14 protein-coding genes are annotated in these 14,834 nt (G+C 50.4%); 12 read left to right on the top strand and 2 right to left on the bottom strand.

Features of this window, described 5'->3' with window-relative positions; genetic code table 11:
- Positions 1 to 162: 162 nt before the first annotated feature.
- Positions 163 to 1,203 carry an aminopeptidase gene (locus tag M979_RS13055; protein ID WP_064555182.1) on the bottom strand — a complete coding sequence of 347 codons (1,041 nt, stop codon included), beginning with the start codon at positions 1,201 to 1,203 and terminating at the stop codon, positions 163 to 165.
- Between the two features lie 395 nt (positions 1,204 to 1,598).
- On the opposite strand from M979_RS13055, the gene cysD reads away from it, so the two are divergent.
- From cysD to rpoS, 12 genes are all read left to right on the top strand, one after another.
- Positions 1,599 to 2,507: a sulfate adenylyltransferase subunit CysD gene (cysD, locus tag M979_RS13050; RefSeq protein ID WP_064555181.1), complete on the top strand. Its 909-nt coding sequence runs from the start codon at positions 1,599 to 1,601 to the stop codon at positions 2,505 to 2,507.
- An 11-nt stretch (positions 2,508 to 2,518) separates the two neighbouring features.
- Positions 2,519 to 3,946 carry a sulfate adenylyltransferase subunit CysN gene (cysN, locus tag M979_RS13045; RefSeq protein WP_034457460.1) on the top strand — a complete coding sequence of 476 codons (1,428 nt, stop codon included), beginning with the start codon at positions 2,519 to 2,521 and terminating at the stop codon, positions 3,944 to 3,946.
- The gene (gene cysC / locus M979_RS13040; protein ID WP_034457458.1) at positions 3,946 to 4,551 is read left to right on the top strand and encodes an adenylyl-sulfate kinase; all 606 of its coding nucleotides are present in this window, start codon (positions 3,946 to 3,948) and stop codon (positions 4,549 to 4,551) included. The genes cysN and cysC overlap by 1 nt, the downstream gene beginning before the upstream one ends.
- Before the next feature lie 51 nt (positions 4,552 to 4,602).
- A complete protein-coding gene (locus M979_RS13035; RefSeq protein WP_034457456.1) occupies positions 4,603 to 4,926 on the top strand; it encodes a DUF3561 family protein in 324 nt (107 codons plus the stop codon).
- A 184-nt stretch (positions 4,927 to 5,110) separates the two neighbouring features.
- On the top strand, positions 5,111 to 5,425 hold the full coding sequence (gene ftsB, locus M979_RS13030) for a cell division protein FtsB (RefSeq protein ID WP_034457454.1): 315 nt from the start codon (positions 5,111 to 5,113) through the stop codon (positions 5,423 to 5,425).
- A gap of 20 nt (positions 5,426 to 5,445) precedes the next feature.
- Positions 5,446 to 6,156, top strand: a complete 711-nt coding sequence (ispD, locus tag M979_RS13025) for a 2-C-methyl-D-erythritol 4-phosphate cytidylyltransferase (RefSeq protein ID WP_064555180.1) — start codon at positions 5,446 to 5,448, stop codon at positions 6,154 to 6,156.
- Entirely contained in the window at positions 6,156 to 6,635 is a 480-nt protein-coding gene (ispF, locus tag M979_RS13020; protein WP_064555179.1) for a 2-C-methyl-D-erythritol 2,4-cyclodiphosphate synthase, read from the top strand. Before ispD ends, ispF begins: the two co-directional genes overlap by 1 nt.
- Positions 6,635 to 7,681 carry a tRNA pseudouridine(13) synthase TruD gene (truD, locus tag M979_RS13015; protein WP_083963930.1) on the top strand — a complete coding sequence of 349 codons (1,047 nt, stop codon included), beginning with the start codon at positions 6,635 to 6,637 and terminating at the stop codon, positions 7,679 to 7,681. The genes ispF and truD overlap by 1 nt, the downstream gene beginning before the upstream one ends.
- A gap of 350 nt (positions 7,682 to 8,031) precedes the next feature.
- Positions 8,032 to 8,793, top strand: a complete 762-nt coding sequence (surE, locus tag M979_RS13010) for a 5'/3'-nucleotidase SurE (protein WP_034457449.1) — start codon at positions 8,032 to 8,034, stop codon at positions 8,791 to 8,793.
- The gene (locus M979_RS13005) at positions 8,787 to 9,413 is read left to right on the top strand and encodes a protein-L-isoaspartate(D-aspartate) O-methyltransferase (protein WP_064555177.1); all 627 of its coding nucleotides are present in this window, start codon (positions 8,787 to 8,789) and stop codon (positions 9,411 to 9,413) included. The genes surE and M979_RS13005 overlap by 7 nt, the downstream gene beginning before the upstream one ends.
- A gap of 305 nt (positions 9,414 to 9,718) precedes the next feature.
- Positions 9,719 to 10,798 carry a murein hydrolase activator NlpD gene (nlpD, locus tag M979_RS13000; RefSeq protein ID WP_245164749.1) on the top strand — a complete coding sequence of 360 codons (1,080 nt, stop codon included), beginning with the start codon at positions 9,719 to 9,721 and terminating at the stop codon, positions 10,796 to 10,798.
- Positions 10,799 to 10,918: 120 nt separating this feature from the next.
- Positions 10,919 to 11,911, top strand: coding sequence for an RNA polymerase sigma factor RpoS (rpoS, locus tag M979_RS12995; protein WP_034457446.1), 993 nt, complete (start codon positions 10,919 to 10,921; stop codon positions 11,909 to 11,911).
- A gap of 121 nt (positions 11,912 to 12,032) precedes the next feature.
- On the opposite strand, the gene mutS is transcribed toward rpoS, so the two are convergent.
- Positions 12,033 to 14,594 carry a DNA mismatch repair protein MutS gene (mutS, locus tag M979_RS12990; protein WP_064555175.1) on the bottom strand — a complete coding sequence of 854 codons (2,562 nt, stop codon included), beginning with the start codon at positions 14,592 to 14,594 and terminating at the stop codon, positions 12,033 to 12,035.
- Between the last annotated feature and the right edge of the window lie 240 nt (positions 14,595 to 14,834).

Genomic DNA, 14,834 nt, shown 5'->3' with positions numbered 1-14,834 from the left:
AGCCTTCTCTCTGAAACTTATTAGTATGACTATTTAAGTTTCGGATACCGGGTTGTGTCCAGAATGAAAGGCAAAATGAGTAGGTCAGGTCACAAAATTGTGTTTTTATTAGTCATACTAAATGGCCGGTTTTGTCGCTCCGGCCAGTTTAGACTTGCTGGGTTATTGCTTCGCTTTCGCCAGCTCTTTCACCAGTGGCAGCATCACTCGCACCACATCATGGCTGCGTTTCTCGATGCGCGTTGGTAGCCACTTATCCAGATACTGTTGGTTATCGAATAATCCATTATGCCAACTTGTCCCATCCGGGAAGGCTTTGCTTTTCGCTCGTTGCTGATAACCATCTTTCTTGCCTAGTGACCAGTTAGTTGCTTCAACAGTAAGCACGGGAATGCCAGCTTCATCAAACACGTCAGCATCGCTACAACAACCGGTTCCTTTCGGATATTTGGCATTAAGGCCCGGATTAGTCGTGGCTTTAACATTCAACTGGCGCGCCAGTTTTAGCGCACGATCGCGCGTCAGTTTACTGACCGCTGTTGGTGTTGATTTACCGCTATTGAAATAGAGTTTGTCGCCGACAATCAGGTTGTCGAGATTAATCACCAGCAATGTATTTTTCTTCTCGCTGGCACTCATACGCTTAAGAACATCTTCCGCACCGAGTTTGCCAATTTCTTCACCACTGGTGGCGATAAAACGGATGCCATACCGCGTTGGAATATCTTTCAGGCGCGTTGCAAGCTCAAGCATAACGCCTAGCCCTGAAGCGTTGTCATCAATACCTTGCAGCGTTAAACCACCAAGATTGTTATTTACATCGTTATCACTGAGTGGTGAATAGGTATCGAGGTGCGCCATGATAATGATTTGCTGCGGTTCAATTCCTTCACGTGCAGCAATGACAGAACTTGCACTGACATTATGCCAGCTCTGATGGCCATCTTTGGTGGTGTACAAATAGCGAGTGTTAAAGCGGCGAATATCGCTTTGGTAACCAAGCTGGCTAAATTGCTGCTTGATGTAGTCTGCGGCCAGCATTTCCGAGGGGCTACCGGTCATGCGTCCTGGGAATACCGTAGCAATGTGGCGTGTTTGTTGACTGGCAATTTTGCCCATTGGCGTTGTGTTGGCAACAGCGGGCAAGGTACAGCAAATGCTTAACGCCAGGCTGGTTAGCGAGTGGCGCATTGCGGAAAACATAGTGGAGGTCCTTTCAACCAGGAAAATTTTTTGCCCGCATAGTATGAAACTGTGATGGGCGTTACACAATTTCAATTGCTCTGAAAGCCACGTTAAATCGCTGGTTCAGCACATTTTGTGATTTGCATTTCTATGGCGTTATTCCTTTGTGGAACTACTCATTCCAATTCGTAATTTCATTACAAATAATCCTCAGCCGTATAGTCCCTCTAATGAATTTTTAAACGGTGGGCTAAGAACCTGTCCCATTAGGGCGATTTTATTTGCCATTTTGAACCTGGGCGATGTGTACGTTGCGGTTGCTCCGCGCTGTCCGTGTCCAGACTGGTTGCAATAATCACGCCTACTGGGAGGTTCTATGACCCTCCGTACTAAACCTCGGCTAAGGGATGTTTATGGACCAGAAACGACTTACACACTTACGGCAGTTGGAGGCGGAAAGCATCCATATCATCCGTGAGGTCGCCGCCGAATTTGCCAATCCGGTGATGATGTATTCCATCGGTAAAGACTCCTCGGTGATGTTGCATTTGGCTCGTAAAGCCTTCTATCCTGGTACGCTTCCTTTCCCGTTGCTGCATGTTGATACCGGCTGGAAATTCCGCGAGATGTACGACTTCCGTGACCGTACCGCGAAGAACTACGGGTTCGAGCTATTAGTGCATAAAAACCCGGAAGGGGTGGCGATGGGTATCAACCCATTCGTGCATGGCAGCGCAAAACATACTGACATCATGAAAACTGAGGGGCTGAAGCAGGCTCTGAGTAAATACGGCTTTGATGCCGCTTTTGGTGGCGCTCGTCGTGATGAAGAAAAGTCCCGCGCCAAAGAACGTATCTATTCCTTCCGTGACCGTTTCCATCGCTGGGACCCAAAAAACCAGCGCCCTGAGCTGTGGCACAACTACAACGGCCAGATTAATAAAGGTGAGAGCATTCGTGTGTTCCCACTTTCAAACTGGACCGAACTGGATATCTGGCAGTATATCTTCCTGGAAAATATCGAAATCGTTCCGTTGTATCTGGCAGCACCGCGTCCGGTGCTGGAACGCGATGGCATGTTGCTGATGGTTGACGATGACCGCATTGATTTACAACCTGGTGAAGTGATTGAGCAGAAAATGGTGCGCTTCCGTACCCTGGGCTGCTGGCCGCTGACCGGTGCCGTTGAATCCGACGCGCATACATTGCCGGAAATCATCGAAGAGATGCTGGTTTCGACCACCAGTGAACGTCAAGGGCGGGCAATTGACCGCGACCAGGCAGGCTCGATGGAGCTTAAAAAACGCCAGGGTTATTTCTAAGGAGCCGCCAGATGAACACCACTATTGCACAACAAATTGCGGATGAAGGCGGCGTTGAAGCCTATCTGCACGCACAACAAAATAAAAGCCTGCTGCGTTTTCTGACCTGCGGTAGCGTGGATGACGGCAAAAGTACACTCATTGGCCGCTTGCTACATGACACGCGCCAGATTTATGAAGACCAACTTTCTTCGCTGCATACTGACAGCAAACGTCACGGTACGCAGGGCGAGAAACTGGATCTGGCCTTGCTGGTGGATGGCCTGCAAGCCGAGCGCGAGCAGGGCATTACTATCGATGTGGCTTACCGTTATTTCTCCACCGAAAAACGTAAATTCATTATTGCCGATACCCCGGGGCATGAGCAGTACACCCGCAATATGGCGACCGGTGCTTCAACGTGCGATCTGGCGATCTTATTGATCGATGCGCGTAAAAGCGTACTGGATCAAACGCGTCGCCACAGTTTTATCTCCACGCTGCTTGGGATCAAACACCTGGTGGTGGCGGTGAATAAAATGGATCTGGTCGATTTCAGTGAAGAGCGTTTCGAGCAGATCAAACAAGATTACCTGACCTTTGCAGAACAACTGCCGTCCGATCTGGATATTCGCTTTGTGCCACTTTCGGCACTTGAAGGCGACAACGTTGCAACGCAAAGCGCTAACATGCCGTGGTACACCGGCCCTACGCTTCTGGAACTTCTGGAAACGGTAGAAGTGAAGCGTATCGTTGAACAACAGCCGATGCGTTTCCCTGTGCAATACGTCAACCGCCCAAATCTGGATTTCCGTGGTTATGCGGGAACGCTGGCATCAGGCACCGTGAATGTTGGGCAACGCGTCAAAGTCCTGCCATCGGGTGTTGAGTCTGCCATTGCACGAATCGTCACTTTTGATGGAGATTTGCAACAAGCTGCTGCGGGTGAAGCCATCACATTAGTGCTCAAAGATGAAATCGACATCAGCCGTGGCGACTTGCTGGTTGATGCCAGTGATACGCAGCCTGCGGTGCAGACAGCAAAAGTCGATGTGGTGTGGATGGCAGAACAACCGCTGGTGCCGGGCCAAAGCTATGACATTAAAGTGGCCGGGAAGAAAACCCGTGCTCGTGTCGACAACATTCATTATCAGGTCGAAATTAACAGCCTGACGCAGCGTGTCGTAGAAAGCCTGCCATTAAACGGCATTGGCCTGGTGGATTTAACCTTCGATGAACCACTGGTGCTGGATAAGTATCAGGAAAACCCGGTCACGGGTGGGTTGATTTTCATCGACCGTCTGACCAACGTGACCGTGGGCGCTGGCATGGTACGTGAGCCACAAGAAGAGGTTTATCAGGAGCCGTCAGCGTTTAGTGCGTTTGAGCTGGAACTGAATGCACTGGTGCGTCGTCACTTCCCACACTGGGGTGCGCGTGATTTGCTGGGAGGCAAGTAATGGCTGAGCACGACGAAAACGTCGTCTGGCATGCCCATCCGGTAACGGCTGAGCAACGTGAGAGTCTTCATCAGCACCGTGGTGCGGTGCTGTGGTTTACCGGGCTTTCCGGTTCGGGTAAATCCACTGTGGCTGGTGCCCTGGAAGAAGCGCTGCATAAACTTGGCGTGAGTACTTACTTGCTTGATGGTGACAATGTACGCCACGGTTTGTGTAGCGATTTGGGTTTCAGCGACGACGATCGTAAAGAAAATATCCGCCGTGTTGGTGAAGTTGCCAACTTAATGGTGGATGCGGGATTAGTCGTGTTGACCGCCTTTATTTCGCCACATCGGGCTGAGCGCCAGATGGTGCGCGATCGTGTCGGGGAAGGGCGGTTTATTGAAGTGTTTGTTGATACACCACTTTCTATTTGTGAAGCGCGCGATCCTAAAGGTTTGTATAAAAAAGCCCGGGCAGGTGAGTTGCGCAACTTCACCGGAATTGACTCAGTCTATGAAGCACCAGTGAATCCGGAAATACACTTAGACGGCGAACAATTAGTAACAAATTTGATAGCCCAATTATTAGACCTGTTGCGTCGTAACGTTATTATCAAAACCTAAGACATTGCCAGGCGCGTAACGTGCCTGGCTTGCAGGGTTTACGGATTCGTTATGCGCAATGGCACTAACATGGCAATTACATCGGCTGAAGCAAGCCCTGGTACCGAAGAGACAACCTGGTCATTGGCCGGTGCGTTTATCGGTTTTTTGTCATGGCTATTGGCGCTGGGTATTCCTTTCCTGATTTATGGCCCTAACACGCTGTTTTTCTTCCTCTATACCTGGCCATTTTTCCTCGCTTTGCTGCCTGTCGCGGTCGTCGTGGGAATTGCGCTGCACTCTCTTTTACAAGGCCGTTTGATCTTTAGCTGCATTGCTACGGTGCTTGCCGTAACGCTAATGTTCGGCATCCTATTCTTATGGCTGATGGGTTAATCTTAAAATATTCGCCAAACCGTAACAGACTATTTATGGCTGCATGTCCGCTAACTCACCTGCAAACGCGCATGTTGGCGCTTTCTGTGATAAATTCTGCCGCAAATACGAAGGGCCACCTTGTGCCCAGAGCGAAGCTCGATAAAATTTTGTGCGATGATTGTGCCGTTTTTCAGGGGGCAGGATGGGTAAACTAACGCTGCTATTGCTGGCCTTGTTGGTCTGGCTGCAGTATTCGCTGTGGTTTGGAAAAAACGGCGTACATGACTACACGCGAGTGAGTGACGACGTTACTGCACAGCAAGCGACGAACGCTAAGCTCAAAGCGCGTAACGATCAGTTGTTCGCGGAAATTGACGATCTTAATGGCGGGCAGGAAGCTATTGAAGAACGCGCGCGTAACGAATTAAGTATGACTAAACCAGGTGAGACCTTCTACCGCCTGGTACCCGATAGTTCTAAGCGCCTGGGCAACACTACAGGGCAGAACAACCGATAATCAAGCGTAAGTGAATCTACATGGCAGACTCCTCCCCGGACGTAATTGCCGTGGTGCCGGCAGCAGGTATCGGCAGCCGCATGCAAACGGAATGTCCTAAGCAATATCTAAAAATCGGCGATAAAACTATTCTTGAACACGCAGTGGCGAGCCTGATGGCTCACCCTCGCGTGGCTCGTGTCGTTGTTGCCATTAGCCCGACCGACCGCTGGTTTGCCTCATTACCCCTTGCCTCAAACCCTGATGTCACCGTGATAAATGGCGGTGCACAGCGTGCTGACTCGGTACTTGCCGGGCTGAATGTCGTGCAGGGTGCGCAATGGGTTCTGGTGCATGATGCTGCGCGCCCATGCTTGCATCAGGATGATTTAGCGCGTTTGTTGGCCATCACCGAGACCAGCAAAATCGGCGGCATTCTGGCAGCACCGGTACGCGACACCATGAAGCGCGGAGAGCCAGGCAAAAGCCTGATTGCTCACACCGTTGATCGCGAAGACCTTTGGCATGCTTTAACGCCACAGCTGTTCCCTCTGGAATTACTGCGAACCTGCTTGCAGCGCGCACTTGATGAACACGCCTCGATTACAGATGAAGCCTCGGCTCTTGAGTATTGTGGCTTCCATCCCGAATTAATTAGCGCCCGCGCCGATAATATTAAAGTGACTCGTCCTGAAGACCTGGCGCTGGCGGAGTTTTACCTCACGCGGTTAACCCAAACGGAGAATGAATAATGCGTATTGGACATGGTTTTGATGTACACGCTTTTGGTGGCCCAGGGCCAATTATCATTGGTGGCGTACGTGTGCCGTTCGAACAGGGGCTGCTTGCACACTCGGATGGCGATGTCGCTTTGCACGCATTAACGGATGCTTTGTTAGGTGCTGCCGCGCTGGGTGATATCGGCAAATTATTCCCGGATACCGATCCGGCATTTAAAGGTGCTGACAGCCGTGAACTGCTACGTGAAGCGTGGCGTCGTATTCAGGCGAAAGGTTACACATTGGGTAACGTCGATGTGACGATTATTGCGCAGGCTCCGAAAATGGCTCCGCACATCCCACAGATGCGCGTGTTTATTGCCGAAGATCTCGGCTGCCATATGGACGATGTGAACGTAAAAGCGACCACTACTGAGAAACTCGGTTTTACAGGTCGTGGTGAAGGCATCGCTTGCGAAGCTGTCGCTCTGCTGCATAAGGCGCGCAAATAATGGATATGCAGAACCTGACCTGGCTGCACGGCAAGCCGCAAGGCACCGGTATAATCAAAGCCAGTCCAGAGGACTTCGTGGTTATCGAAGACCTGGGTTTTGGGCCGGATGGTGACGGTGAACAACTACTATTACGCATCCTGAAAAATGGCTGTAACACCCGTTTTGTTGCTGATGCACTGGCGAAGTATCTGAAGGTTCCAGCCCGAGAAGTGAGCTTTGCCGGGCAGAAAGACAAGCATGCAGTAACAGAACAGTGGTTCTGCGTACGCCTTCCGGGTAAAGAAATGCCTGATATGAGCGGGTTTGAGCTTGAAGGCTGCCAGGTGCTGGAATATGCCCGTCACCGCCGTAAATTGCGTTTAGGGGCACTGAAAGGTAATAGCTTCACGCTGGTACTGCGTGAAGTGAGCGATCGTGCTGAGCTTGAACAGCGTCTGAATACAATTCTACATGCTGGCGTACCGAATTATTTCGGCAGCCAGCGTTTTGGTATTGCTGGAAACAACCTGCATCAGGCTGTGCGCTGGGCGCAAACTAATGCGCCTATTCGCGATCGTAATAAGCGCAGTTTTTATCTCTCCGCAGCCCGAAGCGCCATGTTTAACCAGATTGTCAGCGAAAGGCTGAAGAAACCCGACTATAACCAGGTAATCGACGGCGATGCACTGCAACTTGCTGGGCGCGGTAGCTGGTTTGTCGCAACACCTGAAGAAATGCCTGAGCTGCAAACCCGTGTTGATAATGGCGAACTACTGATTACCGCACCACTGCCGGGTGATGGTGCCTGGGGCACACAAAATGCCGCGCTGGAGTTTGAGCAAAATTGTGTTGCTGGTGAAACAGATTTGCAGGGGTTACTGGTGCGTGAACGTGTTGAAGCGGCCCGCCGCGCGATGCTGGTTATGCCTAAAGAACTGAGTTGGAACTGGTGGGATGACATCACCGTTGAGTTGAATTTCTGGCTGCCTGCCGGAAGTTTCGCCACAAGCGTCGTGCGTGAATTAATGAACGCGCCGGGCGGTTACGCGGATATTGCCGAGTAACGGTAGGGCACATTCATAGCGGGTAATGACATTACCCGTTTTTTTTTGTTTTAAACTCCGCATTCACATTACTTCTCCAAGTCCCACAACCTCTTGTTTTCGGCGCAATCCTCAGACCACAGCAGGTGATTTAGTCAACATTGGATTGTATAGTAACCTCTTGGGTTAGGCTTTGTGGTGAATGTTACAAAAACTGCAACAAATTCATGACAGGTGCACTAAAATCAGCAGAATGGGATAAAACAACACGTTGGGCCGTTTTTAGTCTAAAAAAGCGCAGAGCGTTGTGATATCAGGGGCCAACATGTGGTTTTATCTTTTTCGTATAAAAGAAGCTTTGTAAATTTAATATGAGAATACTTTTGAGTAACGATGACGGGGTTAATGCGCCGGGCATTCAAGTGTTGGCGACCCGACTAAGGGAATTTGCTGACGTGCAGGTGGTCGCCCCCGACCGTAATCGCAGTGGGGCATCAAACTCACTGACGCTCGAATCTTCATTGCGTACTTTCACTCTTGTAAACGGCGATATTTCCGTGCAGATGGGCACGCCGACTGACTGTGTCTATCTTGGCGTTAATGCGTTAATGCGTCCAGGTCCTGATGTGGTGGTTTCCGGGATTAATGCTGGCCCAAATCTGGGTGATGACGTTATCTACTCCGGCACCGTTGCTGCGGCGATGGAAGGGCGCCATTTAGGTCTTCCTGCGCTGGCTGTTTCTCTTAATGGCCATGAACATTATGAAACTGCCGCGGCGGTAACCTGTACGATTCTGCGCGCGCTGATGCGCGAGCCGCTGCGAACCGGGCGAATTTTAAATATTAATGTGCCTGATTTGCCACTTGATCAAATCAAGGGTATTCGTGTCACACGCTGTGGTAGCCGCCATCCTTCCGATAAAGTGATTCCGCAAGAAGATCCACGCGGCAACACCCTGTATTGGATCGGGCCTCCGGGTGACAAATTTGATGCAGGGCCGGATACCGATTTCGCTGCGGTTGATGAAGGCTATGTGTCTGTCACGCCGTTGCATGTCGACTTAACCGCTCACAGCGCTCGTGAGGTGGTTAGCCACTGGTTGAGCAAATCAGGAGTGGACGAGCAATGGTAAGCAAACGCGTACAAACCCTTCTCGAACAGCTACGCAATCAAGGTATCAAGGACGAAAAAGTGCTTGAGGCCATTGCACAGGTGCCGCGGGAAAAATTTGTCGATGAAGCGTTTGAGCACAAAGCCTGGGAAAACACGGCATTGCCCATTGGCTCAGGCCAAACCATCTCGCAGCCTTACATGGTTGCAAGAATGACCGAGTTACTTGAACTGACTCCTGATTGTCGTGTGCTGGAAATTGGTACGGGTTCAGGGTATCAAACTGCCATTCTGGCGCATCTGGTACATCATGTTTGTTCAGTTGAACGCATTAAAGGTTTGCAATGGCATGCAAGACGACGCTTGAAGCAACTCGATCTACACAATATCTCAACCCGTCACGGTGATGGCTGGCAGGGCTGGCATGCGCGCAGCCCATTTGACGCTATTATTGTTACGGCAGCACCGCCGGAGATTCCCAGTGAACTTTTAGCACAGCTGGATGAAGGCGGAATTTTAGTTCTCCCCGTAGGCGAAGATCGGCAATTTCTGAAGCGTATTCGTCGCCAGAGTGGGGAATTTGTCATTGATACGGTAGAAGCCGTTCGTTTTGTGCCCTTAGTGAAGGGCGAGCTGGCATAACCCGGAAATATCTTGTTTTTTTCTAAGGGTTTTGGCGTAACGTAACGCGCAGCGAATTTTGGTATCTGGTTGTATACCCATTAGTATTCGAGTTGCAGGTAGGCGGTCAGGATGAGAGTCCCAGGAGCTTACTTGAGTAAGTCACTGGGGTGAGCGTCTACAGCCAACCACCCCTGCAGCTTGAAGGATGATGGGTATAAGTGTCAGTTCTGCCGTATTTTCATAAGCATATGATTGTTTTTCTTGGGGGATAAATGAGCGCGGGAAGCCCAACTTTTACTTTACGCCGTATTGCAGCGTTGTCGCTGGTTAGCCTTTGGTTAGCTGGCTGTACCAGCAATAACAGCCAGGCGCCTATCAGTTCTGTAGGTGGTAGCAGCAATGCCGGTAGCAGTTCATCCGGTGGAATGCTGATTACCCAGCCACCGAAAATGTCCACCCAAAGCCAGACTTCGCAAATTCAGCCTGTACAACAGCAACCAATGATTCAACCGATGCAAACGCAGCCGGTAGTTTCAACGCCAGTACAGACTGAAAATGGCCACATCGTTTATAACCGCCAGTATGGGAACATTCCTAAAGGTAGCTATACCGGCGGCAGCACTTATACCGTGAAACGCGGTGATACTCTCTTCTATATTGCATGGATCACCGGCAACGATTTTCGTGATCTTGCGCAACGTAACAATGTCCCCGCCCCGTATGGCTTAGAAGTGGGTCAGAATCTGCAAGTTGGCAGTTCTACTGGAACGCCAATTACCGGTGGAAATGCTGTGACTACAGCAGATGCTAGCGCACAAGGCGTTGCGCCTATCGCTGCGCAAAATACCACCACGGTGGTTGCTTCCAAGCCGGTAATTACGTATTCTGAGGATTCAGGTGAACAAAGTGCTAACAAAATGTTGCCGAATAATAAAGGTACTGCGACTGTCGTCACAGCACCGGTTACGGCACCTGTGGTTAGCTCTACGACTACCGTACCAACTGCCAGCAGCACGTCCGATAGCGCGCCAATTTCAACCTGGCGCTGGCCGACTGAAGGCAAGATTATTGAGAACTTCTCTGCTACCGAAGGTGGCAATAAAGGGATCGATATCGCAGGCAGCAAAGGCCAGGCTGTTGTTGCTACCGCCTCCGGGCGAGTAGTGTATGCAGGTAACGCGCTGCGTGGTTACGGTAATCTGATCATCATTAAACACAATGATGATTACCTGAGTGCCTACGCCCATAACGATACAATGCTGGTCCGGGAACAACAAGAAATCACGGCGGGGCAGAAGATAGCTACCATGGGTAGCACCGGAACCAGTTCAACACGTTTACATTTTGAAATTCGTTACAAGGGGAAATCCGTCAACCCGCTGCGTTATTTACCGCAGCGATAAGCCGGCAAAGTACTTAGCTGCACAGAGTAATTTAAGTGGCATCAAGGCGGTAACGCAGATGTGACTTAAAGAATGAAGTGCCAGGTGCTTTGCCCAGGGATCACGGGTAGGAGCCACCTTATGAGTCAGAATACGCTGAAAGTTAACGAGTTAAATGAAGACGCGGAATATGATGAGAATGGAGTTGAGGTCTTTGACGAAAAAGCCCTCGTAGAAGAGGAACCCAGTGATAACGACATAGCCGAAGAGGAGTTGTTGTCACAAGGTGCCACTCAGCGTGTGCTTGACGCAACTCAGCTTTATCTTGGGGAGATTGGTTATTCCCCATTATTAACAGCCGAAGAAGAGGTGTATTTTGCCCGCCGCGCACTGCGTGGTGATATCTCTTCTCGTCGACGCATGATCGAAAGTAACTTGCGTCTGGTGGTTAAGATTGCCCGTCGTTACAGCAATCGTGGTCTGGCTTTGCTGGACCTGATTGAAGAGGGGAATCTGGGGCTGATCCGTGCTGTTGAGAAGTTTGACCCAGAGCGTGGGTTCCGTTTCTCAACATACGCAACATGGTGGATTCGTCAGACCATCGAACGGGCAATCATGAACCAAACCCGTACGATTCGTTTGCCGATTCATATCGTGAAAGAGCTGAACGTTTATCTGCGTACTGCTCGTGAGCTTTCTCACAAACTCGACCATGAGCCGAGTGCGGAAGAGATTGCTGAGCAACTGGATAAACCTGTTGATGATGTCAGCCGTATGCTGCGTCTCAACGAGCGTATTACTTCAGTAGACACCCCGCTGGGTGGTGACTCTGAAAAAGCGCTGCTGGACATTCTGGCTGACGAGAAAGACAACGGCCCGGAAGACACCACGCAAGACGATGATATGAAACAGAGCATCGTGAAGTGGTTGTTTGAACTGAACGCTAAACAGCGTGAAGTACTGGCTCGTCGTTTTGGCCTGTTAGGCTATGAAGCTGCAACACTCGAAGATGTTGGCCGCGAAATTGGTCTGACTCGTGAGCGTGTTCGCCAGATTCAGGTAGAAGGTCTGCGTCGTCTGCGTGAGATTTTGCAGACTCAAGGGCTGAATATCGAAGCGTTGTTCCGCGAATAATCGACTCTTCAAATAAAAAGCGGTGACTAAGGTCGCCGCTTTTTTTTATGCCTTTTTCAGGGCGGATGACGTCACGCTTATCCGCCCTATAACCGCTATCTCGTCGGTCGATCCGACACTTCTACACCAAACTCTTCAAACGATAAATCCACTCCAGTGCCTGTCTTGGCGACAGCGAATCAGGGTCTAACGCTTCAAGTGCTTCTACCGCAGGTGAGGTTTCCTCGGTAACTGACAGCAATGACATCTGCGTACCATCAACCTGGGTGGCTGCGGTATTGTTAGATATCGTCTCCAGTTCACGTAGTTTTTGGCGTGCACGTTTAATCACATCTTTTGGCACACCTGCCAGCGCCGCAACGGCCAGACCATAACTTTTACTCGCCGCACCGTCTTGTACGCTGTGCATAAAGGCGATGGTGTCTCCGTGTTCGATAGCATCAAGATGCACGTTTGCCACACCTTCCATTTTTTCTGGCAGCGTAGTCAGCTCAAAATAGTGCGTTGCAAACAGGGTCAGCGCTTTGATGCGATTAGCCAAGCTTTCGGCACACGCCCAGGCCAATGACAAACCATCGTATGTGGAAGTCCCACGACCAATTTCATCCATAAGCACCAGGCTGTTCTCGGTGGCGTTATGCAGAATATTAGCCGTCTCGGTCATCTCGACCATAAAGGTTGAACGCCCGGAAGCCAGATCGTCAGCCGCGCCGACGCGTGTGAAAATTCGGTCGATTGGCCCGATTTCTGCCTGCTGTGCTGGAACAAAACTGCCGATGTAGGCAAGCAGCACAATCAACGCGGACTGGCGCATATAGGTACTTTTACCACCCATATTTGGGCCAGTAATAATTAGCATTCGGCGTTGAGGTGCGAGACTTAGCGGGTTGGCAATAAACGGCTCACTAAGAACCTGCTCAACGACGGGATGACGACCATCAACAACTTTAATCCCCGGTTTATCGGTCAGTTGCGGACAGGTGTAATTCAGGCTGTAAGCACGCTCCGCAAGGTTAACCAGAACATCCAGTTCTGCCAGTGCAGTAGCGCTTTGCTGCAACGCTTCAAGATGCGGCAACAGCGCATCGAACAACTGATCGTAGAGCTGTTTTTCCAGTGCAAGAGCTTTGCCTTTCGACGTGAGAACTTTGTCTTCGTACTCTTTAAGCTCAGGAATAATATAGCGTTCGGCATTTTTCAGCGTCTGACGGCGCACGTAATGAATTGGCGCGTGATGACTCTGGCTGCGGCTAATCTGGATGTAATAACCATGCACGCCGTTAAAACCGACTTTCAGCGTATCCAGCCCCAGTTTTTCACGCTCACGGATTTCCAGCCTATCAAGATAATCCGTTGCGCCGTCAGCCAGCGCACGCCACTCATCAAGCTCTTCGTGATATCCCGGAGCAATCACGCCACCATCGCGCACCAGCACCGGTGGTGTTTCCACAACAGCGCGTTCAAGTAATTCACGTAGCTCAGTGAACTCACCCATATTTTCACGCAACGTCTGCACATACTCTGTTGGCACGTCGGCCAGCATTTCACGTAACTCAGGCAGTTGTTGGAAAGCGTGGCGCATACGCGCTAAATCGCGTGGACGCGCAGTGCGTAATGCCAGGCGTGCCAGAATACGTTCCAGATCGCCAACTTGACGCAGCACCGGCTGGATTTCAGCGGTACGCTCTTGTAAGGCTGCAATGGTCTGCTGGCGTTTTTGCAGCACGTCGATATTGCGAATCGGCATATGCAGCCAGCGTTTAAGCATGCGGCTGCCCATCGGCGTGACGGTACAATCGAGCACAGAAGCTAGCGTGTTCTCAAAACCGCCAGACAGGTTTTGGGTTATTTCCAGATTCCGGCGCGTTGCTGCATCCATAATGATGCTGTCTTGCTGGCGGTCCATGGTGACGGAGCGAATATGCGGCAGGGAAGTGCGCTGTGTATCTTTAACGTATTGCAGCAAGCAGCCCGCGGCACACAATGCGTGATGGGCATTTTCAACGCCAAAACCAATCAGGTCGCGGGTACCAAATTGCATATTCAACTGTTGGCGTGCGGTGGAGATTTCAAACTCCCATAACGGGCGACGACGCAAACCACGGCGACCTTCAATCAAACGCGTCTCAGCAAAATCTTCCGCATACAATAGTTCAGCAGGATTGGTACGCTGAAGTTCGGCGGCCATCGTTTCGATATCTTCAGGCTCGGAGAGACGAAAACGTCCGGAGCTGATATCGAGAGTGGCATAGCCAAAACCCTTACCGTCTTGCCAGATTGCCGCCAGCAGGTTGTCCTGGCGTTCCTGTAGTAACGCTTCATCGCTGATGGTGCCAGGCGTAACGATACGCACCACTTTGCGCTCGACTGGACCTTTACTGGTGGCAGGGTCACCAATCTGTTCGCAAATGGCGGCGGATTCACCCAGATTCACAAGCTTGGCTAAATAGTTTTCGATGGCGTGATGTGGAACACCCGCCATTGGAATGGGTTCGCCCGCGGATGCACCACGTTTAGTCAGCGAGATATCGAGCAGTTGCGACGCACGTTTTGCATCGTCATAAAACAACTCATAAAAGTCGCCCATGCGATAGAACAACAGGATCTCAGGATGCTGGGCTTTCAGCCGCAGATACTGCTGCATCATGGGAGTGTGGGCGTCTAAATTTTCCGTTGTACTCATAATTTTTCTTTTTTAATCCATTGAATTAAAAGTTAATTGTGATTTTTTCTTATTGTTAGTGTTCACATTATCTCATGAAGCTGATTAGTCGTGAAAAGCTTCGCTATTACACCACATAACTATGCGATCACACATTGCCAAAAGGCAGGAAAACTTCGCGCCGTCTCGCAGAGTCTGTTACTACCGCTCTGATTTTGATTTACCATAAGTAATACACATTCGTCGTTAGCTATATGGATA

This window comes from Buttiauxella noackiae ATCC 51607, assembly GCF_001654865.1.
GTDB lineage: Bacteria > Pseudomonadota > Gammaproteobacteria > Enterobacterales > Enterobacteriaceae > Buttiauxella > Buttiauxella noackiae.
Note: the sequence above shows the minus strand (reverse complement) of the source record. Positions and strands in the feature narration are given on the sequence as shown.